Annotated in this window: 24 protein-coding genes; 14 read left to right on the top strand and 10 right to left on the bottom strand. The window is 50.4% G+C overall.

Annotated features, from left to right (window positions below; translation table 11 throughout):
* The coding region (locus CWI69_RS12285; protein WP_206750268.1) for a hypothetical protein at positions 1-194 on the top strand (194 nt) is incomplete at its 5' end.
* A 227-nt stretch (positions 195-421) separates the two neighbouring features.
* On the opposite strand, the gene CWI69_RS10785 is transcribed toward CWI69_RS12285, so the two are convergent.
* Entirely contained in the window at positions 422-2,020 is a 1,599-nt protein-coding gene (locus CWI69_RS10785) for a S8 family serine peptidase (RefSeq protein WP_126764232.1), read from the bottom strand.
* Positions 2,021-2,256: 236 nt separating this feature from the next.
* Between CWI69_RS10785 and trmA the strand changes: the two genes are divergently transcribed.
* Complete coding sequence (trmA, locus tag CWI69_RS10780) at positions 2,257-3,354, top strand: tRNA (uridine(54)-C5)-methyltransferase TrmA (protein WP_126764230.1); 1,098 nt, start codon at positions 2,257-2,259, stop codon at positions 3,352-3,354.
* Here the strand turns inward: trmA and CWI69_RS10775 are convergent.
* The 3 genes from CWI69_RS10775 to efp form a co-directional block, all read right to left on the bottom strand.
* The gene (locus CWI69_RS10775; RefSeq protein ID WP_126764229.1) at positions 3,338-3,724 is read right to left on the bottom strand and encodes a MerC domain-containing protein; all 387 of its coding nucleotides are present in this window, start codon (positions 3,722-3,724) and stop codon (positions 3,338-3,340) included. The two genes, trmA and CWI69_RS10775, sit on opposite strands and share 17 nt — an antisense overlap.
* Positions 3,725-3,808: 84 nt before the next feature.
* A complete protein-coding gene (epmA, locus tag CWI69_RS10770) occupies positions 3,809-4,780 on the bottom strand; it encodes an EF-P lysine aminoacylase EpmA (RefSeq protein ID WP_126764228.1) in 972 nt (323 codons plus the stop codon).
* Positions 4,781-4,797: 17 nt separating this feature from the next.
* Complete coding sequence (gene efp / locus CWI69_RS10765; protein WP_126764227.1) at positions 4,798-5,367, bottom strand: elongation factor P; 570 nt, start codon at positions 5,365-5,367, stop codon at positions 4,798-4,800.
* 111 nt (positions 5,368-5,478) lie between these two features.
* Here efp and epmB point away from each other — a divergent pair, with 111 nt between their 5' ends.
* Complete coding sequence (gene epmB, locus CWI69_RS10760) at positions 5,479-6,492, top strand: EF-P beta-lysylation protein EpmB (protein ID WP_126764225.1); 1,014 nt, start codon at positions 5,479-5,481, stop codon at positions 6,490-6,492.
* Between the two features lie 25 nt (positions 6,493-6,517).
* Here epmB and CWI69_RS10755 read toward each other — a convergent pair whose 3' ends face one another.
* The 3 genes from CWI69_RS10755 to CWI69_RS10745 all read right to left on the bottom strand — a co-directional run bounded on the left by CWI69_RS10755 (position 6,518) and on the right by CWI69_RS10745 (position 9,104).
* Positions 6,518-7,030: a DUF3016 domain-containing protein gene (locus CWI69_RS10755; RefSeq protein ID WP_126764224.1), complete on the bottom strand. Its 513-nt coding sequence runs from the start codon at positions 7,028-7,030 to the stop codon at positions 6,518-6,520.
* A 109-nt stretch (positions 7,031-7,139) separates the two neighbouring features.
* A complete protein-coding gene (gene groL, locus CWI69_RS10750; RefSeq protein WP_126764222.1) occupies positions 7,140-8,774 on the bottom strand; it encodes a chaperonin GroEL in 1,635 nt (544 codons plus the stop codon).
* A gap of 36 nt (positions 8,775-8,810) precedes the next feature.
* Positions 8,811-9,104, bottom strand: a complete 294-nt coding sequence (locus CWI69_RS10745; RefSeq protein WP_126764221.1) for a co-chaperone GroES — start codon at positions 9,102-9,104, stop codon at positions 8,811-8,813.
* Positions 9,105-9,277: 173 nt separating this feature from the next.
* Here CWI69_RS10745 and cutA point away from each other — a divergent pair, with 173 nt between their 5' ends.
* The 11 genes from cutA to purD all read left to right on the top strand — a co-directional run bounded on the left by cutA (position 9,278) and on the right by purD (position 20,062).
* Positions 9,278-9,598 carry a divalent-cation tolerance protein CutA gene (cutA, locus tag CWI69_RS10740; RefSeq protein ID WP_126764219.1) on the top strand — a complete coding sequence of 107 codons (321 nt, stop codon included), beginning with the start codon at positions 9,278-9,280 and terminating at the stop codon, positions 9,596-9,598.
* Positions 9,598-11,394 carry a protein-disulfide reductase DsbD gene (locus tag CWI69_RS10735; RefSeq protein WP_126764218.1) on the top strand — a complete coding sequence of 599 codons (1,797 nt, stop codon included), beginning with the start codon at positions 9,598-9,600 and terminating at the stop codon, positions 11,392-11,394. The genes cutA and CWI69_RS10735 overlap by 1 nt, the downstream gene beginning before the upstream one ends.
* A 143-nt stretch (positions 11,395-11,537) precedes the next feature.
* A complete protein-coding gene (gene aroQ, locus CWI69_RS10730) occupies positions 11,538-12,011 on the top strand; it encodes a type II 3-dehydroquinate dehydratase (RefSeq protein ID WP_126764217.1) in 474 nt (157 codons plus the stop codon).
* A 28-nt stretch (positions 12,012-12,039) separates the two neighbouring features.
* The gene (accB, locus tag CWI69_RS10725) at positions 12,040-12,492 is read left to right on the top strand and encodes an acetyl-CoA carboxylase biotin carboxyl carrier protein (RefSeq protein ID WP_126764215.1); all 453 of its coding nucleotides are present in this window, start codon (positions 12,040-12,042) and stop codon (positions 12,490-12,492) included.
* 23 nt (positions 12,493-12,515) lie between these two features.
* The gene (gene accC / locus CWI69_RS10720; protein ID WP_126764214.1) at positions 12,516-13,865 is read left to right on the top strand and encodes an acetyl-CoA carboxylase biotin carboxylase subunit; all 1,350 of its coding nucleotides are present in this window, start codon (positions 12,516-12,518) and stop codon (positions 13,863-13,865) included.
* A 5-nt stretch (positions 13,866-13,870) separates the two neighbouring features.
* Entirely contained in the window at positions 13,871-14,752 is an 882-nt protein-coding gene (gene prmA / locus CWI69_RS10715) for a 50S ribosomal protein L11 methyltransferase (RefSeq protein ID WP_126764212.1), read from the top strand.
* Between the two features lie 124 nt (positions 14,753-14,876).
* A complete protein-coding gene (dusB, locus tag CWI69_RS10710; protein WP_126764211.1) occupies positions 14,877-15,869 on the top strand; it encodes a tRNA dihydrouridine synthase DusB in 993 nt (330 codons plus the stop codon).
* Complete coding sequence (fis, locus tag CWI69_RS10705) at positions 15,862-16,155, top strand: DNA-binding transcriptional regulator Fis (protein WP_126764210.1); 294 nt, start codon at positions 15,862-15,864, stop codon at positions 16,153-16,155. The genes dusB and fis overlap by 8 nt, the downstream gene beginning before the upstream one ends.
* A 91-nt stretch (positions 16,156-16,246) precedes the next feature.
* Positions 16,247-17,818, top strand: coding sequence for a bifunctional phosphoribosylaminoimidazolecarboxamide formyltransferase/IMP cyclohydrolase (purH, locus tag CWI69_RS10700; RefSeq protein WP_126764208.1), 1,572 nt, complete (start codon positions 16,247-16,249; stop codon positions 17,816-17,818).
* Positions 17,819-17,886: 68 nt separating this feature from the next.
* Complete coding sequence (locus CWI69_RS10695) at positions 17,887-18,750, top strand: class I SAM-dependent methyltransferase (protein WP_126764207.1); 864 nt, start codon at positions 17,887-17,889, stop codon at positions 18,748-18,750.
* Between the two features lie 25 nt (positions 18,751-18,775).
* Positions 18,776-20,062 carry a phosphoribosylamine--glycine ligase gene (gene purD, locus CWI69_RS10690; RefSeq protein WP_126764206.1) on the top strand — a complete coding sequence of 429 codons (1,287 nt, stop codon included), beginning with the start codon at positions 18,776-18,778 and terminating at the stop codon, positions 20,060-20,062.
* A gap of 55 nt (positions 20,063-20,117) precedes the next feature.
* Here purD and CWI69_RS10685 read toward each other — a convergent pair whose 3' ends face one another.
* The 3 genes from CWI69_RS10685 to CWI69_RS10675 all read right to left on the bottom strand — a co-directional run bounded on the left by CWI69_RS10685 (position 20,118) and on the right by CWI69_RS10675 (position 24,877).
* Positions 20,118-20,483, bottom strand: coding sequence for a MaoP family protein (locus CWI69_RS10685; protein ID WP_126764204.1), 366 nt, complete (start codon positions 20,481-20,483; stop codon positions 20,118-20,120).
* Positions 20,484-20,594: 111 nt separating this feature from the next.
* Positions 20,595-22,790 (bottom strand): TonB-dependent receptor, encoded by a 2,196-nt coding sequence (locus CWI69_RS10680; protein WP_126764203.1) that lies wholly within the window; start codon positions 22,788-22,790, stop codon positions 20,595-20,597.
* Positions 22,790-24,877, bottom strand: coding sequence for a cytochrome D1 domain-containing protein (locus tag CWI69_RS10675; RefSeq protein WP_126764201.1), 2,088 nt, complete (start codon positions 24,875-24,877; stop codon positions 22,790-22,792). Before CWI69_RS10675 ends, CWI69_RS10680 begins: the two co-directional genes overlap by 1 nt.
* Positions 24,878-24,996: the final 119 nt, after the last annotated feature.

The following is a 24,996-nucleotide window of genomic DNA, read 5'->3' as shown; positions in this document are numbered from 1 at the left end:
CAATCAGTCAGGTGTATTCTCTTCGTTATACGAAAGAATACTCGCATCCGAAGATGCTTTTTCTCTGCCTGAATCCGGTAAGTGCCCACACAGTTTGCTTGGCTTGGTATATTGTTAAAGAGCGTTCTGCTTGGTTAAAAGCAGGCTTGCGTTGTAGCAAGCAAGGCGGCGTATTCTACAGCCTCGGCGTTTAGTGTCAAGCCTTTCGGCTAATTTTTTTAAGACCCTAAACTGTTACTTTCGGCGGCTTCGTTGCCTGCCTCAAGCGTGGAGCGCATTTTAGAGATTTAAGTCGCCACGTCAAGCATCAAAACCAACTAATTAGCTGTTTTTTTACTGACTGCTGGTTTTCTATGCAACACGCATAAAAAAAGCCCGCAATATGCGAGCTTTTTCATCAAATGTCAGCTAATAGGATGGCTTATTTCTTAGGACCACCTTTGCCGCCACCTTTACCGCCTCCAGTATCACCACCGGTATCACCGCCAGTATTACCTGAACCAGCACAGCCGTATGTGGTTAGGTAGTCAACTGCAGCTTTGGTTTGTACCAGGCCGTAGCCGTAGGCATTATCGCGACCGGCAGCACCAAGGTCTTTCGCTGATGCCTGCAAGGCCGCGCGAATTTCATTATTGGTACAACTGGTGTGATGTGACCAAACTAGAGCAGCAACACCGGCAACATGTGGCGTCGCCATCGAGGTGCCGTCAAAGAATGCCCAATCACTATCAACTACGCTTACCGTAGTACTTGCGCCCAGTTGTGAAAGTAGCGCAGCGCCGTCTGTGTCAGAAATTCCCACAGCCGGAATAGAAGCACTATATTCACCAAGTGTACCTAACAGCGGACCAGGCTCATTGTTATACACAATAGCACCGACACCACCGCCCGCTTCACAGGCCTGAACTTTCTCAGTGAACGAAATCGTACCGCGTTCGATTAAACATACCGCACCTGTTGCGCCTGCACAGGCCTGGTCGCCGATACCACAGTCAGCCAGATTTCCGGTAACTTCGGTCCGCGCTGAACCATCCATACCATTCGCGTCATAACCAGTTCCTGCAACCGTTACCGCAACTTTTTCACCAGTACCACGTGGTACAGAAGAAAGTACAGCTACACCTGGACCGGCGAGTTCTACTTGATCGGTCTGTTGTGAGAATGCCGCGACAGTTTCAGTGCTATCGATCGCCGCAACGGAAACCACTGCATCATAAGAAGCTGGGTAAGAGTGACGCGTATTGCCGTCGTTACCTGCAGCAGCGATGCTCAATACACCCGCATCGTTTAACTGACTGAAGGCACGCTCCTCGGTACGGTTTGCGCGTGAACCACCAAGACTCATATTGATAACTTGTGCACCTTCGGTCGCACACTGATCAGCGGCAGCAATCAACGAAGATGAATAACTCCATCCGCTTGCGCTAAATACTTTAACAATGTGCAAGTTAAGGTTGCCGTTAGGCAGCACACCGATCACTCCATCGCCATTAGCTAGAGCAGCGATTGTACCGGCAACATGGGTACCGTGACCGTTTTCGTCGGTATACCAATTACCTGAACCACTATCAAAACGACCTGTCACACCAGAGGTTTGCAGATCAGGGTGACCCAGATCATAACCCGAGTCGATGATACAAACTTTGCGGTTACCGGCACCAGCATCAGAAACTAAATCCGCCTGAACCTGAGCGATACCATAAGGTGCACCCGGCTCGTATTGTGAACTTAGCAATTGACGTGGACTATCTTCTTCAACCAGCACGACATTCGGATTATTACGCAGACCATTCAGTGCAGCGGCAGGAACACTCACTGCCATGGCATCGAACTTGGCCAAATCGACGTGCTTGTTACCGCCCGCACGAGCAACAGCTTTTTCAACATTCGCCTGGCTGCCAGGTTTAAATTGGATAATGACACGCTCTTTGTCGTTACCTGCATGGGCAACAGCGCTACTTACCGCAAGGGCGAGGGCTGCTACGGCAAAACTACCGCGCTTTACAAAATGCTTAGACATATTAGTCACCTTATTATTCTTGTTAGTAATTCTTGTTGTTCAGCGCAAATAAATGTTCTTTTATCGTACGCGTAGAAACATATTGAAACATTTACTGCGGTTAATCAATGTTCAATTGCATACTTTTTGTAAAGACAGAATCCCTCCCACAACACTAGACTTTTATACCCTAGTGTTTACAATTCGGCCTCGCGCAAGCAATGCCAATACAGCCGTACCAAATGGAAGGAGTGTCGATGACACATTTAGCAATACAGCCGGAAAACTACCAACAGCAACTTGCTGAGAAGCAAGCGCGTTTGCAAAGCATGTTGGCACCCTACACCAGCGCTGAGCTAGAGGTGTTCGCTTCCCCCCCATCCCATTACCGGATGCGGGCAGAGTTTCGGGTTTGGCATGAAGGCGATGACTTGTTTTACATCATGTTCGATCCGGACACGCGCGAAAAAATCCGCATGGATAGCTTTCCCGCTGGCAGTTTGTTGATCAATGCATTGATGCCGGAGTTGATCAAACAAATCAAAGACCGTCCGGTATTGCGGCAAAAACTGTTTCAAGTCGAGTTCCTCACCACCACCAGCGGACAAGCATTAATTTCGTTGATTTATCATCGTCAACTTGATGAGGAATGGGAGCTTGCCGCGGAGCAGCTACGCAGCACCTTGCAAGCAATGGGAACCATTCATCTTATTGGCCGTTCACGAAAGCAAAAAATAAACCTGCAGCAGGACTGGGTCGTTGAGGAACTCGAAATCGCTGGCCGGAACTATAAGTTTCAACAGACCGAAAATAGTTTTACTCAGCCCAATGCGGCGGTGAACATCAAAATGGTCGAATGGGCCCTGGCGGCCACGACCGAAACTGACCACGATCTGCTTGAGTTGTACTGTGGTAATGGGAATTTCAGCCTGCCGCTGGCTCGCAACTTTAATCGGGTTCTAGCGACCGAGATCAGTAAGGTGTCCGTTGCCTCAGCACGTTATAACTGCGAGCTTAACAACATCGATAACGTGACAGTGGTGCGCATGTCGGCCGAGGATTTTAGTGCGGTTATGAAAGGTGAAAAAGAATCGCGCCGCGCCAATGAAGCTGACTTAGCAAGCTTTAACTGCGGTACCGTTGTGGTTGACCCGCCACGGGCCGGTCTGGATGCTGACACTATTGAGCTGGTACGGAATTACAATCGAATCGTTTATATTTCATGTAATCCGGAAACTTTAGTGGAGAATCTGCAGAGCTTAGCGACAACTCATGAGGTGGTGAAATGCGCCCTGTTTGATCAGTTCCCATACACCCATCATGTGGAAGCTGGGGTAATTATTGAAAAGCGCTAGAGCGAAGTAATGAGGCCTGACGGGTAAGCTTTAAGTTTACCCAGTGTGCAGCAACGATGAGTGCAGCACCACAGAGAATAATGATAGGTTCGCCTACTTCGCCAAGGCTGTCTTTGTGCCAGTAGATAGCTCCACCCGCAACTAACAATACCAGAGGATAAATACGCAGGTGTTGGCGCATGCCCATCACTAAAGCGACAAGGCCCAACAAGATGCTGGTGCCAAGAATCAACCGTTCAAGTACTTCTTCACCTATGAACGATAAACCGATCAACGACAACATCGGCAGAATCACAGGCAGCAGCAAGCAGTGCAAAGCACACAAGGTGGTTACCCACATACCTGTTCTGTCTAATGACCGTTGTGTCATCGTTAGTTGCCTTCATCTTTACTTTGTATAAGTTGTTATATTATAACATCACGTTGGTGTTCGGCAAGTGCCGCTGCGATCTTCTTAGGCACGGTCGATGGCAAAAGGCAGAACTTCGCCAATATGGCGCTTGTTCAAAAAAACCATGAGTAAGCGATCAAAACCTAGCGCAACCCCCGCACAGTCAGGCATACCACATTCTAAAGCGGCCAATAAACGCGGGTCTTCAGGGGTGTCCGATTTACCTGATGCCTTACGCTGTTCACGATCGCGCTTAAAGCGTTGTTGTTGCTCCGTAGCATCAGTCAATTCCTGATAGCCGTTAGCTAATTCAATACCGCCGTAGAACAACTCAAACCGGTGGGCCACACGCGGGTCGCCCTGGCTTAATTGCGCTAACGCCGCCTGCGAGGCTGGGTAGTCGGTCACAAAAGTTGGGATTTCCGGATCAAGACGCGGCTCGATGACCATAGCCATAGCGAGATCCAATAAGGTGTCGAGGTGTTTTTCCCGAATCACAAGCTCCGCTAACCCGGGTTGCTGACTTAACGCCTGCTGCAATGCAACGACCGCATCATCGGCCAATGGATCAACACCTAGCTGCTGGATAAAGAGATCCTGGTAGCGCACGGTTTGTGTTGGCGGTGCCCCAACTGTAAATTGCAATAAGGCTGCGATTTCTTGCATCAAGTCCGCCGCCGAATAATCAACGCGATACCATTCCAACAAGGTGAATTCGGGATTGTGTCGCGGGCTTTGCTCGTCATCCCGGAAGACTTTTCCTAACTGATAGATACTGCCGCTGCCGGCAGCTAACAGGCGCTTCATTGCGTATTCGGGAGAGGTTTGCAAAAAATAGGGGGCAGGATCACCAGCCAGATGAGTGCGCAAATTCTGTAAGTGTACGTCGGTTACACCATAATGGCTGAGCACTGGTGTATCGACTTCAAGCACATCACGGGCGGCAAAGAACGTCCGCACTTTAGCTAATAATGCAGCGCGTTCACGCAGTACCTCCAACGTTGCCGAAGGCTGCCAGGCGTTTGAGCGCTGCATCACTTAACTTAACACTACTATTTTTGTACGCGTGAAACGTACTCACCGCTACGCGTATCGACTTTTATAACTTCACCGATTTGCACAAATAACGGTACGCGCACAACAGCGCCAGTACTCAGAGTCGCAGGTTTACCGCCGGTACCAGCAGTGTCGCCTTTCAAGCCAGGATCTGTTTCTGTGATTTCCAGCTCGACGAAGTTAGGCGGTGCGACCGAAATCGGGTTGCCATTCCACAACGTCAACGTACACACGTCCTGCTCCACCAACCATTTTACTGCATCGCCTACAGCTTTTTCATCTGCAGCGATTTGCTCAAAGGTTTCATTGTTCATGAAATGCCAGAACTCACCATCATTATAAAGGTAGGCAAGATCGATATCGATAACATCGGCACCTTCAACGCTGTCACCAGACTTGAACGTCTTCTCGACAACTTTACCGCTGATCAACTTGCGGATTCTCACGCGGTTAAAGGCCTGACCTTTGCCGGGCTTAACCATTTCGTTTTCCACGATGGCACAAGGCTCGCCATCTTGCATAATCTTCAATCCAGCCTTGAATTCGTTCGTGCTGTAGTTCGCCATAATTTCCTCTTCATCCAACAGGTTTAGCGATTTCGCGCGCAATAATAAACCATAACCGCGGAATTTTCAGGTAAAATAATGCGTCTGGCTAATGAATTTTAAGAGTGATTTGTGACTGACGTAGCTTCTATCGCGGTTCGCCCCGCCTGGCAACAGGCTCTTGCGCAGGCGATTCGTGATCCCGGACAACTTGCTGAGATACTTGATCTACCTGCCTCATGGGTGTCTGAACATGCTGCTGCGCGTGAGCTTTTTCCTTTGCATGTCACCCGTCATTTCGTCAATTTAATGACACCAGGTGATATAAAAGACCCGCTCTTGCGCCAGGTCCTGCCGCATCAGGATGAGTTTATCGAGGCGGAAGGCTTCACCACCGACCCGTTAGTCGAGCAAGAGAGCAACCAACCAAGTCTGTTACACAAATATCAGTCGCGCGTACTGGTGATCATGCGCGGTGGCTGTGCGATTAACTGCCGTTATTGTTTTCGGCGTCACTTTCCCTACGCGGATCATCACTTTGGTCCTCAGCAACGCGCTGAATTGATCGACTATTTAAAACGCGACCCAGAAATTAACGAAGTTATTGTCAGTGGCGGTGATCCGCTGTTAGCGACCGACCAACAGTTTGCGCGTTTGCTGGACGAACTCGAGCAACTGCCGCAATTACGGCGCATTCGGATCCACTCACGCCTGCCTGTGGTGTTACCTGAACGTTTGACCAGCGATTTAGCCCAACGTCTGGCGGCCAGCCCATTACAGGCGGTTCTGGTAATTCACGCAAATCATCCGCAGGAAATAGCGCCGCAACTGCGCCAACGCCTGAACGCCTGGGCCGAGGCTGGCATTACGCTGTTGAACCAAAGTGTTTTACTGCGGGGAATTAACGATGATGCCAAGGTTCTTGCAGAACTTAGTGAGCGCTTGTTTGCCGCGCGGGTTTTACCTTACTACTTGCATCAGCTGGACAAAGTAAAAGGCGCCAGCCACTTTGCTGTGACTGACGCCGATGCCTGCGCTATTGCGGCGCAATTACGAGCTAAACTACCGGGTTTCCTGGTGCCGCGCTTAGTCCGGGAAATCGCTGGCGAGCCTAGCAAAACACCACTGGAATTAACCCTTTCTTGATCAGGTAACTGAACAAGGTACCTGATTAACGGACGTCGAAGTGACGACGTACCCATTCGGTCATCAGGCGTTTTTCGCGGTACAGCGAGTCGTCGCTCGTGCCGTGTATACTGCGCAAGGTAGACGAGCCATCACCTAAGTCCTTCAGGCGTACTTCAGTGTCTTCTGAGATAACTTCACCACTGCCATCAGTGTAGGTGTACGAAAACGTCATTGTCGGAAAAGACACACTGTCTAAAACCCGGATATGACCGCTACCACCAACACCATAGGTCGGTTCAACACGGCCCGCCAGATCTAAATCTGTCATGGTGATCGACAGCTTATGATCTTCAGGCAATTTGGTGCCAAGCTCTTTCCAATGTGCAGTTAAATCTTCCATGATACGTTTCTCAAAACGCTCCTGAATATCGCTTACCGCCTCGATATCCCGGTAATCGTCAACATCTTCCCATTTTACATTCACTTCAGCAGCAAAGGCTGTCGTGCTTAGTAAACTTGCAAACAGGACTGTAGTTATCCGATTTAACTTTTTCATGATGGACCTCCTTTATAGTCTGTAACTTTAAGATGCGCCCACTGCCAAATTTGTGACAAAAAAAAGCGGCGCTCAAAAATGAGCACCGCTTTCGTTTTGGCCTGGGGGCTTACATCATGCCGCCCATTCCGCCCATACCACCCATATCAGGGGCTGGGGCTTCATCTTTTGGTAACTCTGCGACCATCGCTTCGGTGGTGATCATCAGAGCTGCAACAGATGCGGCGAACTGTAGTGCTGAACGCGTTACTTTGGTTGGATCCAAAATACCCATTTCCAGCATGTCGCCGTAGGTGTCATTACCGGCGTTATAGCCGTAGTTGCCTTCACCGTTTTTCACGTTGTTGGCAACGACTGAGCCTTCAGCGCCAGCGTTCATTGCGATTTGACGTAATGGTGACTCCATTGCGCGCAATGCTAGCTTGATACCGACGTTCTGATCTTCGTTGTCGCCACGCAGGTCACCCAGTTTGCTCGCTGCACGTACCAGTGCAACACCGCCACCAGGGACAACACCTTCTTCGACCGCAGCACGGGTTGCATGCAGAGCATCTTCAACGCGCGCTTTCTTCTCTTTCATTTCCATTTCGGTCGCAGCGCCGACTTTGATGACGGCAACACCGCCAGCTAATTTAGCCAGACGTTCTTGCAGTTTCTCTTTGTCGTAATCTGAAGAAGTATCTTCGATTTGCTGTTTGATCTGCGACACACGGCCTTCGATTGCTGCTTCATCACCGTTACCGTCAACAATAGTAGTGTTGTCTTTGCTGATGACGACGCGCTTCGCAGTACCAAGTTCTTCAAGCTGCGCTTTTTCCAGTTCCATACCAATTTCTTCAGAAATTACAGTACCACCGGTCAATACTGCGATGTCTTGCAACATAGCTTTGCGACGGTCGCCGAAGCCAGGCGCTTTCACTGCAGTAACTTTTACGATGCCACGCATATTGTTGACAACCAGAGTCGCTAAGGCTTCACCTTCAACGTCTTCGGCGATGATCAACAACGGCTTGCCTGATTTCGCTACACCTTCAAGAGTAGGTAACAACTCACGGATGTTTGAGATTTTCTTATCAACCAACAGGATGTAAGGGCTCTCAAGTTCAACAGTGCCGTTTTCCTGATTGTTAATGAAGTAAGGCGACAAGTAACCGCGGTCAAACTGCATACCCTCAACCACGTCGAGTTCGTCTTGCAGAGCCTGACCTTCTTCAACAGTGATGACGCCTTCGTTGCCAACTTTTTCCATGGCTTTAGCGATGATTTCACCGATGGTGCTGTCAGCGTTTGCAGAAATAGTACCCACCTGCGCGATAGCTTTGTTGTTGTCGCAAGGCTGAGAGATTTTCTTCAGTTCTTCCACAGCACTGATCACAGCTTTGTCGATGCCGCGTTTCAGATCCATTGGATTCATGCCCGCAGCAACAGCTTTCAGGCCTTCATTGACAATTGACTGAGCCAGAACAGTTGCAGTTGTGGTGCCGTCACCAGCTTCGTCGTTCGCTTTAGACGCCACTTCTTTGACCATTTGGGCGCCCATATTCTCAAACTTGTCTTCAAGCTCGATTTCTTTTGCTACTGAAACACCATCTTTGGTGATAACAGGTGCGCCGAATGATTTTTCCAACACCACGTTACGGCCTTTCGGGCCCAGAGTTACTTTTACTGCGTCGGCTAATACGTTCACGCCTTTGAGCATACGTTGGCGTGCGTTATTACCAAATTTTACTTCTTTAGCTGCCATGTTCGTTGTCCTCTTAAAAAACTGTATCTGGGAAGATTAACCTTCGACGATTGCGAGAATGTCCGCTTCGCTCATGATTAAGTATTCTTCGCCGTCGATTTTCTGGGTTTTCACACCATAGCCTTCATTGAACAACACGCTGTCGCCGACTTTTACGTCAAGCGCTTTTACTTCACCGTTGTCCAAGATACGGCCATTACCGACTGCAATGACTTCGCCGCGGGTAGATTTTTCCGCTGCAGAGCCAGTCAGTACAATACCGCCGGCAGATTTGGTTTCTGCTTCCGAACGTTTAATGATCACACGATCATGTAAAGGACGAAGTTTCATCGTTGATAACTCCTAAACCTAAGTTGTGGATGGATAACTTGCCCTTGTGATTCCTCACCGGGGCTGTTAAAAAGTTTGTGCCACAGTTATGGGGGGGCGGAAGTCGGAACTCAAGGCTTTACGCAAAATTTTTTTCTAGTTAGATCGCTAATTTTGATAATCGAGGACGCTTTATGACTACACCTTTTCAAGTCGTTCTTTGCAGTTGTCCCGATAAGGCAACAGCCAAAGCCATAGCGGAGAAGGTTCTGCGTGCGCGGCTGGCCGCCTGTGTTAACATAGGCGCGCCTTCAACATCGATGTATTGGTGGGATGATCACTTACACAGCGATGACGAGGTAATGCTGGCAATTAAAACCTCGCAAGAGCACCTGGAAGCCCTCTTCGCTATGGTTGAAGCAGCTCATCCCTATGAAGTAGCAGAATTAATTGCACTGCCTGTAACAGCCGGCAGTGAAGCGTATTTACATTGGTTAAAAGAGGTTACAAGCTGATGCGGCAATGCGGGAACGCCCTGATTTTTACTGCGCTTTTTATCGTACTCGGATTATTTCCCTGCGCAGACGCGCAAGATTTTTCCTACGACAGTTCGGATCCGTTTGCGCAATCAGAGTTCCTTCCCGTTGATGAGGCTTTCCAGTTTGACTTCCGCCAACAAGGCAAACAGCTCACCCTGAAGTTTGACATTGCCGAGGGTTACTACCTCTACCAACACCGCTTTAGTTTTGGTGATTCAGTACCACTTGCAGAGCCGGTACAGCTTCCTTCTGGTGAATCTCATTATGATGAGTTTTTTGGTGAATCGATCATTTATCGTGACCAGCTTGAGTTTTCATTAACCTTAGCCAATACCAGTGCCGAATCGATCACCATCACCTACCAGGGCTGTGCCGACGCTGGCCTGTGCTACCCGCCGACCAGCAAGACTGTGCCGCTCTCAGCGGTCACTGACTCCATCACCGTTGCAGCGGACACAGCAGCTGACAACCGCACTGCGACGCCAGTCATTAATGTCGAACAAGTGGCAGCCAACAGTCAGCAGTTTAGCGCAACCAGTTTGTTTGATGATTTGAATGAACAGCCTTTAATCTGGTTACTGGGTATTTTCCTACTTGCCGGGATTGGTCTTGCTTTCACGCCGTGCGTGTTACCTATGTACCCGATTCTGTCGACCATCATTATGGGGCCACAGAAGCGCTTGTCGACCGGCCGCGCCTTCACCTTATCCTTCGCTTATGTGCAGGGTATGGCGCTTACCTATTCATTGCTAGGCATCGTCGTGGCGATGGCAGGGTTACGCTTTCAGGCCATGCTGCAACATCCTGTGGTGCTGGTGATTTTAGCAGTACTTTTCATTGCACTCGCATTAAGCATGCTGGGCGTCTACAACCTGCAATTGCCGGGTAAATGGCAAAACTACCTGAACCAGATGAGTCAACGCCAGCGCGGCGGCGCGCACCGTAGTGTGTTCGTTATGGGTGCGTTGTCCGGGTTAATTGCCTCACCCTGTACCACCGCCCCACTGTCAGGCGCACTGCTGTTCATTGCCCAGACCGGAGATCTGACGGTAGGCGCAAGTGTACTTTATGCATTAAGTCTAGGTATGGGTATCCCTTTGATTCTATTTGGTACTACTGGCGGTAAACTACTTCCCAAAGCCGGGCCGTGGATGAACATCATCAAACGTGCTTTTGGCGTTGTTTTGTTGGCCGTGGCGGTGCTGTTTATCGAACGTTTACTACCCGTACACCTGGCCGATTGGCTGTGGGTTGTGTTCATTTCCCTAAGCGCACTCTTCCTGATTAGCAGTACTTTGCGTGACAGCGAAGGTGCCGCTGGGATTGCAATGAGTTCATTATGGCTGATACTCGCAGCCTGGTTATTGGTGCTGTGGTGGCCGCAGGGCGAGCATCAACGCCTGCCCTTTGTCAAAGTCGACTCTGTCACGGCAATTGAGCAACAACTCGCGTCAGCGCGGGATGACCAGTTGGTGATGCTCGACCTCTACGCCGACTGGTGTGTCGCTTGTAAGGAATTCGAGCGTTACACCTTCAGCAACCCGGAAGTTCAGGACGCATTAAGCGACGCTGTACTGCTGCAAGCTGACGTGACCGCAAACACTGCCAGTAACAATGAAATTTTACAGCGCTATCGCGTAGTTGGCTTGCCGACGATTCTATTCTTTCGCAATGGTGAGGCCATTGAGCAAGCACGGATCGCTGGTTTTTTAGATGCTCAGGCTTTTCTAAAACATCTGCAAGAGCTTGAGTCTGCGCAACAATTGCAGTGATCTTCGGTGATAAGACCAGTATTTTGCTGCGTTTTCACTCATATTAACTATAATGCCAAGTTACCGATGAAAAAAATCCGGAATCCAGTGTGATTCCTTCATTTTTTCAAAAACCTGACAACTTCGCAGCAGATCGCAGCAATATGACAGAAAATACTAAACATACGTATCGAATTATGTTGTTAAACGGCCCTAACCTGAACCTTCTTGGTCAGCGGGAGCCGGACATCTATGGTTCAGAAACACTGTCGCACATTGAAGGTAATCTGCGACATCGCGCAGAAGCAGTCGGTGTCACCCTCGACTGCCGTCAGTCAAACGCTGAGCACGAGCTGATCGAATGGATTCACGAAGCTGCCGGCAGCAAAGTCGATTTCATTATTATCAATCCTGCAGCCTATACGCATACCAGTATCGCGCTGCGTGATGCACTGGCCGGAGTAAAAATTCCGTTTATCGAAGTGCATCTTTCAAACATTCATGCGCGCGAAGTTTTTCGCCGCCACTCGTATCTTGCCGAATTAGCTGTAGGGGTTATTTGCGGCTTCGGCGCGCAGGGTTATGAACTTGCCTTGCAAGCTGCAGTCTCAAAACTACAACAGCATCAATCTAAATAACTACATTAGTATGGGGTCATAACAGATCATGGATATTCGTAAAATAAAGAAGCTGATTGAACTGGTCGAAGAGTCAGGCATCGCCGAATTAGAAATCACCGAAGGCGAAGAATCAGTACGAATTCATCGCGGCAGTAGCCAGATGGCACAACCAATGCAGTATGCGGCACCAATGCCACAGCACGCTGCGCCCGCGGCTCCAGTCCCGGCAGCGCCTGCCGCTGAAGCTGCAGAACCAGAAATAACTGGCCACATCGTACGTTCCCCTATGGTCGGCACCTTTTACGCTGCACCTGCACCGGGTGCCAGTGATTTTGTTTCCGTCGGCCAGCAAGTAAAAGCTGGTGAAACTCTCTGTATCGTCGAAGCAATGAAGATGATGAACCAAATCGAAGCTGACAAAGGCGGCGTGGTCAAGCAAATCCTGGTCGAAAACGGCGAGCCGGTAGAATTCGATCAGCCATTGTTCGTGATCGAGTAAATGCATCAATTCGGGACATCATCATGTTAGATAAGGTTGTCATTGCAAACCGAGGCGAAATTGCGCTGCGTATACTGCGCGCCTGCAAAGAACTCGGCATTAAAACTGTGGCGGTGCACTCCACCATCGATCGTAATCTGAAGCATGTGTTACTTGCTGATGAATCGATCTGCATCGGTAATGCGCCAGCCAATGAAAGTTATTTGAATATTCCACGCATCATCAGTGCCGCTGAAATCACTGATGCGGCAGCGATACATCCTGGCTACGGCTTTCTGGCGGAAAACGCAGACTTTGCCGAGCAGGTAGAAAATTCAGGGTTCGTTTTCGTCGGACCTACCGCTGATGTGATCCGCTTAATGGGTGATAAGGTATCTGCCATTGAAGCCATGAAAAAGGCTGGTGTACCCTGCGTACCTGGCTCTGGCGGTCCATTAGACGACGATGAACAAACCAATATGAAAGTCGCTAAGCGCATTGGTTATCCGGTCATCGTCAAAGCCGCTGGCGGCGGTGGTGGCCGCGGTATGCGCGTGGTTCGTAAAGAAGAAGAACTGGTTCGCGCCATCAGCACCACCAAAGCAGAAGCCGGTGCAGCCTTTGGCAACTCCATGGTTTACATGGAGAAATTCCTGGAAAATCCGCGCCATATTGAGATCCAGGTATTGGCAGATGGCCAGGGTAATGCGGTCTATTTAGGTGAACGCGATTGCTCCATGCAACGCCGTCATCAAAAGGTTGTTGAAGAAGCACCAGCACCGGGTATTACTCCGGAGATGCGCAAGTTTATCGGCGAACGTTGCGCCAAAGCCTGTCTGGAAATTGGTTATCGCGGCGCCGGTACCTTTGAGTTCCTGTACGAAAATGGTGAATTCTACTTCATTGAAATGAATACCCGGATTCAGGTTGAGCATCCAGTCACCGAAATGGTTACCGGTATTGACCTGGTCAAAGAACAACTGCGCATCGCCGCCGGGCGACCGCTGTCATTCTCGCAAGAAGACGTGGTCATTCGCGGGCATGCCGTTGAGTGTCGTATTAATGCCGAAGACCCTGACACTTTTGTCCCATCACCGGGGTTAATCAATCGCTTCCATCCACCAGGTGGTCTGGGCGTACGTTGGGACTCTCATGTGTATGCAGATTACCGCGTGCCGCCGAATTACGACTCTATGATTGGTAAATTGATCACCTACGGTGAAAATCGTGACGTCGCCATCGCGCGTATGCGTAACGCGTTAAGCGAACTTATCATCGAAGGCATCAAGACCAACGTGCCATTACAGAAAGATATTATGGCTGATGAAAACTTCCAGCATGGTGGGACCAATATCCACTATCTGGAGAAAAAACTTGGTATGGGTGGTCATTAATACCCATGCCATGGATTCAGCTTACGGTTTCTGCGCCTGAGCAGCATGCACCGCTGGTCGGTGACATGCTGCAAGGCAATGGCGCACTCGCTGTTACCTACCGCGATGCACAAGACAATCCTATTTTTGAGCCTCCGTTGGGTGAAGTACTCTATTGGCAGGAAACGCTGGTTACGGGACTCTTCCCGGCCGAGACGGATCTTGCTCCGGTGCTCGATAATTTACGTAAGTCACGTTACTTCAACGAGACATTTAACTACAAAACCGATCAACTTGAAGACAAAGACTGGGAACGGGAATGGATGGATAATTTTCATCCGATCCGCTTCGGTCGGCGGCTATGGGTTTGTCCCAGCTGGCGGGACGTTCCCGAGCCAGAAGCAGTCAATATCATGCTCGACCCGGGCATGGCATTCGGTACCGGCACCCATCCGACCACAGCTTTATGCCTGACTTGGCTTGATGGCCAGGACTTAACCGGCAAAACCGTCGTCGACTTTGGTTGTGGTTCAGGCATTCTGGCGATTGCCGCGCTGTTACTGGGTGCGGAACGGGCAATTGGTATCGATATTGACCAGCAAGCGTTGATTGCCAGCAAAGATAACGCGGAACGCAATGGCGTCGCTGACAAGTTAGAAGTCTACTTGCCAAGTAACCAACCCAGCCTGGCAGCAGATATTGTCCTTGCTAACGTACTCGCCGGTCCATTACAGGAGCTTGCGGATATTATCCAGGGCTATGTTGACGAAAATGGGCAGCTGGTGATGTCCGGTATCCTGCAACGACAGATCGAGCAGGTACAGGCAGCTTACCAGCCGAACTTTGCGTTTAGCAAGCCGCAGTTGCAAGACGAATGGGTGATGCTCCACGCGCACCGCAATCATTAGATTGTCACACAATTGTCAAGTGGAAAAAGTGCAAAAAAGGCGGCTTTTGTACAAATTACAGCCTTTTCTTTCGGCGCCAAATTCCCTAAAATTTCCGACCCTTGAGTTGAACAGTTTTTAACCGATGCGGATCGGACCATATCAATTAGATAATCCAGTTATCCTGGCGCCTATGGCAGGCGTCACAGACCTACCTTTCCGGCAGTTATGCAAGGAACTGGGGGCTGGCCTGACCGTATCCGAAATGCTCTCAAGCAACCCACGCGTGTGGCAGACGACAAAGTCACAAAAACGCATGGGCCATGCTGACGAGCCAGGTATAAAAGCTGTACAAATCGCTGGGTGCGAACCGGAATTGATGGCTGCTGCTGCACAACATAATGTTGCAAACGGCGCGCAGATTATTGATATCAACATGGGGTGCCCGGCAAAAAAGGTTAATAAGAAGATGGCGGGTTCAGCTTTATTGCAATACCCCGAGCTGGTGCAAGAGATTTTGCATGCGGTGGTGGCTGCAGTAACTGTCCCTGTCACGCTGAAGATCCGTACAGGTTGGGATGTCGGGCATCGCAACGGCGTTGAAATAGCAAAGCTTGCCGAGCAAGCAGGTATTCAATCGCTGGCGGTGCATGGCCGTACACGGGCTTGTATGTATAAAGGTGAAGCCGAGTACGATACCATTCGCGCGATTAAGCGCGCGGTATCCATACCCGTTGTCGCTAATGGCGACATCAGTTCACCAGAGAAAGCCCGGGAAGTTCTCGATTACACGGGCGCCGACGCTGTCATGATCGGCCGCAGTGCTCAAGGTAATCCCTGGCTGTTTCGCGAGATTGCGCATTTCCTGGCAACTGGCGAACAGCTGGCAAAACCGGATAACACTGAAGTCAGCAAAGTGGTCATTAACCATGTACGCAGGTTACATGACCATTATGGCGAATTCAGTGGTGTCCGGATTGCCCGAAAACATGTTGGTTGGTACTTGCAACAGCAGCAGCCAGCAGCAGAATTTCGCCGTCAGTTTGTGGCTATCGAGTCAGCGACCGAGCAACTCGATGTCCTGGCGACGTTTTTTAACTCAGTAAACTTAGAAGAGACAGAGCGCACCTATGTTTGATCAAAATGGAAATCGTGACCGTGTTTCACCTTTCACGACGATTGGTAATAACGCCCAGCCGAAGCCGCTGCGTGATTCAGTAAAGCAAGCAATGAACTCATTCCTGAAACAGCTTGATGGACAAGATCCGGAAGAGCTGTACGAGTTAGTGCTCGCTGAGCTTGAAGCGCCGCTGCTGGAAGAGGTCATGACCTATACGCGTGGTAATCAAACCCGTGCCGCGACCATGTTAGGTATCAACCGCGGTACGCTGCGCAAGAAGTTGAAAAAATACGGCATGAACTAAGTGCCCCTGAAAAAGAGCGCCTCGTGTGCTCTTTTTTGTTTGCACAAACCAAACTTTCCAACTAAACGTTTAGTGATTCTTAATGGTGACCATGATGGAATTTCGACCAATTCAACGCGCTCTTCTTAGTGTTTCCGATAAAACCGGCATTGTCGAATTTGCCCGCGCTCTGCAACAACGTGGTGTACAAATCTTATCGACCGGTGGCACCGCCCGGCTGCTGCGCGACCACGAAATCACAGTGACCGATGTTTCCGAACATACCGGTCAGCCGGAGATCATGGATGGCCGGGTCAAGACCCTGCATCCGAAAATTCACGGTGGTATTCTCGGCCGTCGCGGCAAAGATGAAAACGTGATGCAGGAACAGGATATCGCAGCCATTGATATGGTCGTTGTTAATCTGTATCCCTTCGCCGCTACCGTTGCTGATCCCAATTGCTCACACCAGGATGCCGTCGAGAACATCGACATTGGCGGACCAACTATGGTTCGTGCTGCGGCCAAGAACCATCAGGACGTCACTATTGTGGTCAATGCCCGCGATTATGACCGCGTTATTGCTGAAATGGACGCCCATGACAACAGTTTGACCTTCGATACCCGTTTTGACCTTGCTATTCGTGCGTTTGAACACACCGCGCAATACGACGGTATGATTGCGAACTATTTCGGCGCCCGCTTGCCGCAGCAGAAAAGTAAGTTCCCACGCACCTTCAACGCACAGTTTGAGAAGAAACAGGATTTACGTTACGGCGAGAACAGTCATCAACAGGCCGCATTTTATGTCGAAGCGCAGCCTCATGAGGCCTCTGTTGCCACCGCCGTGCAATTGCAGGGCAAGGAGCTGTCCTTTAACAATATCGCCGACACAGACGCTGCATTAGAGTGTGTGAAGTCTTTCGCTGAGCCGGCCTGCGTTATTGTCAAACATGCGAACCCATGTGGTGTGGCTATTGGGACATCGTGCTTAGACGCTTACGACCGTGCTTTCAAAACCGATCCGACGTCGGCCTTTGGCGGCATTATTGCATTTAACCGGGAACTGGATGAGGCCACCGCAAAAGCCATTATCGAACGCCAGTTTGTCGAGGTGATTATTGCACCTGTGGTCACCGAAGCAGCCCAACAGGTGGTTGCGAGTAAAACCAATGTACGGTTGTTAGCATCTGGACAATGGCCAAGCGAACGGACGCCGGACTTTGACTTCAAACGGGTCAATGGTGGCCTGCTAGTGCAAGACAACGACCTTGGCGCAATTACCGAAGCGGATCTGCGGGTGGTCAGCAAAGCTCAGCCCGACGCGGCGCAGCTGCAAGACCTACTGTTTTGCTGGAAAGTCGCTAAGTTTGTCAAATCCAACGCTATTGTGTACGCCAAAGATGGCATGACCATAGGTGTGGGTGCCGGCCAGATGAGCCGCGTCTACAGTGCCAAAATTGCCGGTATCAAAGCCGCCGATGAAAACCTGGAAGTTGCCGGTAGTGTTATGGCGTCTGACGCGTTCTTCCCGTTCCGCGATGGCATTGATGCAGCTGCAGCTGCAGGTGTTAAAGCCATTATCCAACCAGGCGGCTCAATTCGTGACGAAGAAATCATTCAGGCCGCGGATGAGCATGGTATCGCCATGGTATTTACCGGAATGCGTCATTTTCGCCATTAATTACGTTGCCGAGAAGCTATCCTGCGTCTACGATTAGACAGACCTTAAGACATAGGAAGGATAATGAAATGAAGAACTTCTTTGCACTATTAACTGTAGCTGCCAGTGCACTAATGCTGGCAGCTTGCTCTGACGGCTCAAACAACGACACAACTACTGAATCTTCAGCTGGCTCCATGACGCTGGAACAAGCCGTAAATGACAATCCAGCCCGTAGCGCGAATAACCTCAAACGCGATATTTACCGTAACCCGGTCGAGACACTGCGTTTCTTCGAGGTAGAGCCTGACATGACCGTGGTTGAAATTTGGCCAGGTAGTGGTTGGTATACCGAGATTCTGGCACCTTACTTAAAAGAAAATGGACAGCTCTACGCAGCTCATTTTGCGCAATCTGAAACACGCGATTATTACGTCAGTTCACGTGAGCAATTTGCCGAGCGGGTTGCCAATGATCCAGCCTTTAGTGACGTTATCATTACTGAATTTGCACCAAATGCGGATAGCGAAATTGCCCCTGCCGGCAGTGCCGATCGGGTGCTGACCTTCCGCAACCTGCATAACTGGTACATGAACTCTGGCACTGATGGCGTTCAAGCAGCGTTTGAAACTTTTTATACTGCGCTCAAACCCGGCGGTATTCTTGGGGTAGTTGATCACCGGCTACCTGAAGACCGTCCGGACACCCACATGGATAGCTCTGGCTACATGAAGCAAAGTCTTGCGATTGATGCTGCTGAAGCTGCTGGTTTTGAGTTTGTTGGTGCGAGCGACATCAATGCTAATCCCGACGATACCGCTGATTATCCGCGTGGCGTCTGGACTTTGCCGCCGACCTTAGGTCTTGGCGAGGAAGATCTTGAGCGTTACCTGGCAATTGGCGAGAGTGACCGCTTTACCCTGAAATTTAAGAAACCTGAATCATCTTCATAAGCAAAACAAGAGAGTCCGAAACGACATGAATGTACTTGTGATTGGCGGCGGTGGCCGTGAACATGCGTTAGCATGGAAAGCGGCGCAGTCGCCGTTGGTAGAGACTGTGTTTGTGGCGCCCGGTAATGCCGGTACCGCCACCGAATTAAAACTGGAGAATGTTGACCTTGCGGCCGATGATATCGAGGGTCTCCTGACTTTTGCCCAGCAAAACGCGGTAGGACTAACCATTGTTGGCCCTGAAGCACCGTTAGTCGCTGGCATCGTTGACCGTTTCAACAAGGCCGATCTGAAGATCTTTGGCCCCACCCAGGGTGCTGCACAACTGGAAGGTTCCAAAGCTTTCAGCAAGGACTTTCTCGCCCGGCACTCTATCCCAACGGCAGCCTACGGTACGTTCACTGTGGTTGACGACGCTAAGGCGTATGTCCGTGAACAGGGTACGCCTATTGTCATCAAAGCCGACGGTCTGGCTGCGGGTAAAGGCGTCATTATTGCCGAAACCGAAGCTCAGGCATTTGCGGCGATTGACGACATGCTGGCAGGAAATCGCTTTGGCGATGCGGGTAGTCGTGTCGTTATTGAAGAGTTTCTGGTTGGCGAGGAAGCCAGTTTTATCGTGATGGTAGATGGTAAGACTGCGTTAGCCTTTGCCAGCAGCCAGGATCACAAGGCACGTGACGACGGTGATAAAGGTCCTAATACGGGTGGCATGGGCGCCTACTCGCCGGCACCTGTAGTGACACCTGACGTACATAACTGGGTCATGGACCATGTGATTGCACCAACGGTGGAAGGCATGGCTGCCGAAGGCCACCCGTACACAGGATTCCTTTACGCTGGCTTGATGATCGCACCCGACGGCACCGCTAAAGTGCTTGAGTACAATTGCCGGTTCGGCGATCCGGAAACTCAGCCTATCATGATGCGCTTACAATCAGATTTGGTTGAACTTTGTCTTGCCGCCTGCGATAAGCAGCTGGAGCAACAGGTCATTGACTTTGATCCGCGGGCAACCGTGGGCGTTGTTATGGCTGCTGGCGGCTACCCGGATAACTACGCAAAAGGCAAAGCGATTGCAGGCCTGGCTGAAGCTGACACCAATGACACTAAAGTCTTCCACGCGGGCACCAAGCGTTTGCAGGACGGGTCGATTGTAACCTCAGGCGGGCGGGTGCTATGTGTCACAGCTATCGCTGACAGCGTACAACTGGCGCAACAAAAAGCCTATGCAGGCGTCAGTAAGATCAAGTGGGAAGATGCGTATTACCGCACTGATATTGCGCACCGGGCGATTGCGCGCGAACAGTAAACCTATTGATGGAATTAAAAACCGCGTGCAGGTTTATCCGCACGCGGTTTTTTTATTAATCTTCAACGACTAAATCGTCGTCATCGCTACTTGCGACTTCAAAAGCTTCGTCGGTGTAACGACTACGGCCGTACATGCTGCCAACCTTCGGCCGATTGATACGAGCCTGATATTTTGACCAGGCTTTTTCGATCGGCGATTCCGCTGCTTTCTCACCGCGAGCAACGGCGAGCATAGATTGTTCTTCTGCTGACATAGGCTCCGCATCGCCATTGATCAGTGCTGCAATCAAGCTACCATGCTTGCTCAGCAATTCACTTTCGCGAATTGAAAAGTCACCAGAACGGGCAAATCCATACGGATAGTTTTTGAAGTCGTTAAACGTCTTCTTGGTGATTTGATCACGGTTCATCGTTGCCATTTTGTGCCTTCCTCCAGACCAACAACTACAGGGAAATTCGTTCGCCTTTTAGCGACACTGACGATATAGAGGCGAATGGCAGTCTTGTCAATAAAATTTTCGTATTTTTCACTAAAAACTATAGTTCAACGTTGCCCGAACATTGCGACCTGCAGCAGAAAGAATTGGCACAATAGGATCATCTTGTGGGTAATTACTTACCTGCGCGTTGTTCCAGTAGCGTCGATCGGTCAGGTTAAACAATCCGAAGCCCAGTTGCAGCTGGTCCCGGGGATACCATTGCAGCAGCCAATCCACCGTTGCATAGCCCGGCGCAGCAAACAGTGCTTCGTCGTCGGCATTAAAGAGTTGTTTTTGCCCTTGTTGTGCGCGCAAAATCAGTCGCGACTCCCAGGCTCCGGAAGGTGCCTGGTAATGTACCTCGGCCAGCATCGAGGGTGGACTCACCGATGGTATATCGCGGCCGGTATTGCGGTCTTCGCCGCGACTGTAATCGACCCATACCTCAGATGACCAGCTGCGTTGCCATTGCTGATGCCAGCTTAATTCAAGCCCCTCAATCACCACTTTGTCGCGATTGACCGATTGAAAGATAAGCAGTTGCCGCTGCGGGTCAAATCCCTGTGCAGCGCGGCTGTCGATAAAATCACTAAAGCGATTATGGTACGCCGTCAGACTCAAACGGGTGTCGTTGGAGCGCCAGCGGAGGCCAGTTTCAAAGGTGTAACCACGTTCCGGCTTGAGATCCGGGTTGGCGATAGCAAGTACGCGAAACTGCGGGTAGTACAAGCCCACATTTACATCAGCAAATGGTGGCGCACGATAGCCTCGGGCATATTGCGCAAACCATTCGGCTTGCTCATTTAAGGGCCAGAGCACACCTAACTTCGGCAGCCATGCGGTATGCGTAAGGTCGGTTACTTCAGTGTCAGGATAGCGGCTACTGAACACTACATCGCGCTGGGTTTCTAAATCGTAGTACTCATAGCGTAAGCCCGGGCTGACTACAGGCCCATCTTGCCACAAACGAATTTCATCGTGTAAGTAAAGACCTAACTCGCTAATCTCAGTACGGGGAAAATCCCGCAGTGGAAAGGTTTCGCCAAGCAGAGTTTTGGTGGTTCGTTGCGTGCTTTGATTAAACTGCCACGCGTCGCGCTCATCCCAGACTTCTGCTCGGGTCCATTCGAAGCCATAACCCAGCCGTTGTTGCAATCCCGCCAACTGATGATCGCTTTCCAGGTCAGCGGCAAAACCGTAACTGGAATAGTCGTATCGAAAACCGCGATAAATCGACAGCGGTTCTGCCAGCAGTCCTCGTTCTTCAAATGAGTTTTGTCGGGTCTGGGCTTGTTGGGCAAAAACCCGCCACTCCCCTCGTTCAGAGAATGCATTAGGATCTGTGGCAATACGTAAAATGCTACGCCATTCGTAGCGTTCATCATCACCAAAAAGAGCTGTGGTGGAAGCCTGCCGGCCAGTACCTAAACTGTGGCGGACCTGGGTTTCCCGCTCTTCTCGTAATGCATCAAAGCTCAACTGAACTTCACCGTAGTTGCTCAAATAGTTCCACTTTAACAAGCCGCCGGTTTGTTGGATGTCCTGCGGATCAAGAACGGTTTCAGGACTGCCCTTAGCTTCCAGCTCGTGCCGTACCTTCGCGGCGCCAGCCAGCAATACACTATGGTCCCCGGAACTGAATGCAGTCGCTACCCGCCCGTAACCACGATCCGCATCCGAACCGTAACCTAAGCGCAGTCGGGTGCCACGCTCCGAGGTGATGAGCACATCATCAGGATCAAGGGTATGCACAGCAACTACTCCACCCAGAGCATCACTACCGTATAGCGTGGATGCTGGCCCCCGAAGAATCTCCACCCGATTGGCCAAGCCTAAATCAAGCAGACCACGACCGGTGTCAGAAAAACTCCCAACCGCAAAACGGTCGGCGATAGCTACTTGATCGACGACGATGGCGGTGCGGTTACCACCAACACCGCGAATACGGAAACCGCTGTAACCAAAGCGATTAGAACTGTCATCAAGCTCAACTCCCATTTCATAGCGAATTAAATCGCTGGCGTTAAATACCAGATTTCGCTCAAGTTCGGCGTCACTCAGCACCGAAACCGTGCCGGCAACTTCGCTTAATGCACGAGCCTGACGGTGGGCGACAACGGTGATGATTTCATCTGGATGAATTTCTGATTCTGACTCTGTGCTGTTTTGTTGCGCGGTGGCCGTACCGACCACCGCGAACATGAACGCGCCACAGACAATCCTTAGCCTGTTGTGCGAATCGCGCATTAATACACCTCGTTACGCGTGTTGTAGTTATTGAACTTACCCGTTGGGGTGACAATTTTATCGCCTTTGATCACGTGCTTCAGTTTACGGGTTTTATCGTCAACGATAACGATGGCAGATTCTTCTTCCATGCCACTCCAGACTGAGAACCAAACTTCATCTCCAGCCCTATTATATTCGGGCTGAACAATACGTTTTGGACCCGGTCCTAAGTCCGCCCACTCGGCAATCGGTAATACATCAAAACCAGCCGCAAAGTTATTGATATCGAATACCGCAACAGATTGTGCAATATCGCTATCCGGGTTTAGTGGTGTATCGACCCACAAATTGGTTGATTTCGGATGCGTTTTAATAAACAACGAGCCACCACCCTGGCCTTCGAGTATCCGTACCACTTTAAAGGCATTGTCAGGATAGTTTTCCGGATCAGTGCCAATCAGCGTGATATTGGCATTACCCAAGGCACTAGTCGCCCACACCGGACCGTGTTCAGGATCGATGAAGTTAGCACCGCGACCTGGATGTGGGATCCGGTCGACCGGAATCAACGCTTCCAATTCACGTTCCAGCGCATCCACCACAGCAATGGTGTCGTTCTCATTCGCTGCAGTCAGGAAATAGCGCCCGGAACGATCCCAGCCGCCATCATGCAAAAATGGTGCGGCGTCAATGGTCGTGATTTGCAAATTATCGATATCGGAATAATTCACCAGTTTAATCTGACCCGTCTCTTTCACATTGACGATAAACTCAGGGTGCTTGTGCGAACCGACAATGGCAGCTACCCGCGGTTCCGGGTGATATTCCTGAGTATCGACGGTCATTCCACGCGTCGAGACAATTTTACGCGGTTCCAATGTTTTACCATCCATCAGCACAAAGTGCGGTGGCCAGTACGCGCCAGCAATTGCGATTTCGTCTTCGTACCCTTTGTAACGCGAGTTCTCAACGGAACGTGCTTCCAGGCCTACTTTTACTTCAGCAACAACTTGGGGTGGTGACATATACAAATCGATGAGGTCGATTTTTCCATCACGGCCAATTGTGGTGAAATAACGCCCTGAACTCGAGGCCCGCGAAATATGCACGGCATAGCCGGTCTCGACGTAGTTCAGCACTTTTTTGCTCGCACCATCGATAATTGCCACTTCACCAGCATCGCGCAGCGTTACTGCGAACATATTATCGACGTCGTAATCGTGCTGCGGCTCATCCGGCCGATCTTCTGGCGCGACATGAACTTCCCAACTTGCCATCATTTCTGGCATTCCCCATTCAGGCGGAGTTGGCGGCTCGTGCTGAATAAAGCGCGCTAAAATATCAATTTCTTCAGCGCTTAGTTCACCCGAGGTTCCCCAATTGGGCATGCCGCCGGGTGAGCCATAATTAATCAACGCCTTGAGGTAGTCGGTGCCTTTCTCCTGCGTGATATCCGGTGTCAAAGGTAAGCCCGTCGCCCCTTTGCGCAATACCCCATGACAACCTGCACAACGCTGGAAATAGAGATCTTGTGCCAGCGCGAATTCGCCTTCGGTCATCGGCGGAGCGCCAGGCGAAACCACTTGTTTGCCACCTTTCACCGCTGATGGCGCACCTTTATAGCTGAGTTCAGCTGCGGTCGCTTCAGAATGGGGTTTACCCGCTGAACGGTCGCCCTGCCCTGATTTTGCGCGAATAGCTTCAACATCATCATCGTCTACTGTAGTACCGGAATTATCCCAACTGGAAAGCACATAGTTGGTAATGGCAGCAACTGTTTCATCACTAAGGTGCTGCATGGGTGGCATCACCGCGTTGTACGTTTTTCCATTTACCTCAAGGGGCCCGGACTTACCCTGTAAAATGGTAGCAATCACGTACTCAGGATTATTATTAACATTAGGGTTATTCGCTAAGGGCGGGAAAGCCCCCGGAAGTCCTGTGCCGGTTGGCTGGTGACAGGCCTGGCAATGTTTTGCGTAGGCTTCTTTACCGCTTTCATCGGCCACGGCCGGTTGAATTGAGAAAAACAGTGCAGCCAGACCACCAAACAACACTAACGGTGAAATGCGCCACTTCGTCTGAGAGCTGAGATTGGGATACATGAGATGTCCTCCTTGATGGACTATCAGTTAATAACTAACTGATATCATTCTAAGCTTAGAGCATAGACTGAGTTTGATCGATATCAAGGAATGGAGGGGCCTCCCGACCGCAAAGGGAG

It is taken from the genome of Pseudidiomarina halophila (genome assembly GCF_003987215.1).
GTDB classification, from domain to species: domain Bacteria; phylum Pseudomonadota; class Gammaproteobacteria; order Enterobacterales; family Alteromonadaceae; genus Pseudidiomarina; species Pseudidiomarina halophila.
This window is presented reverse-complemented; position numbering and strand designations above follow the sequence as displayed.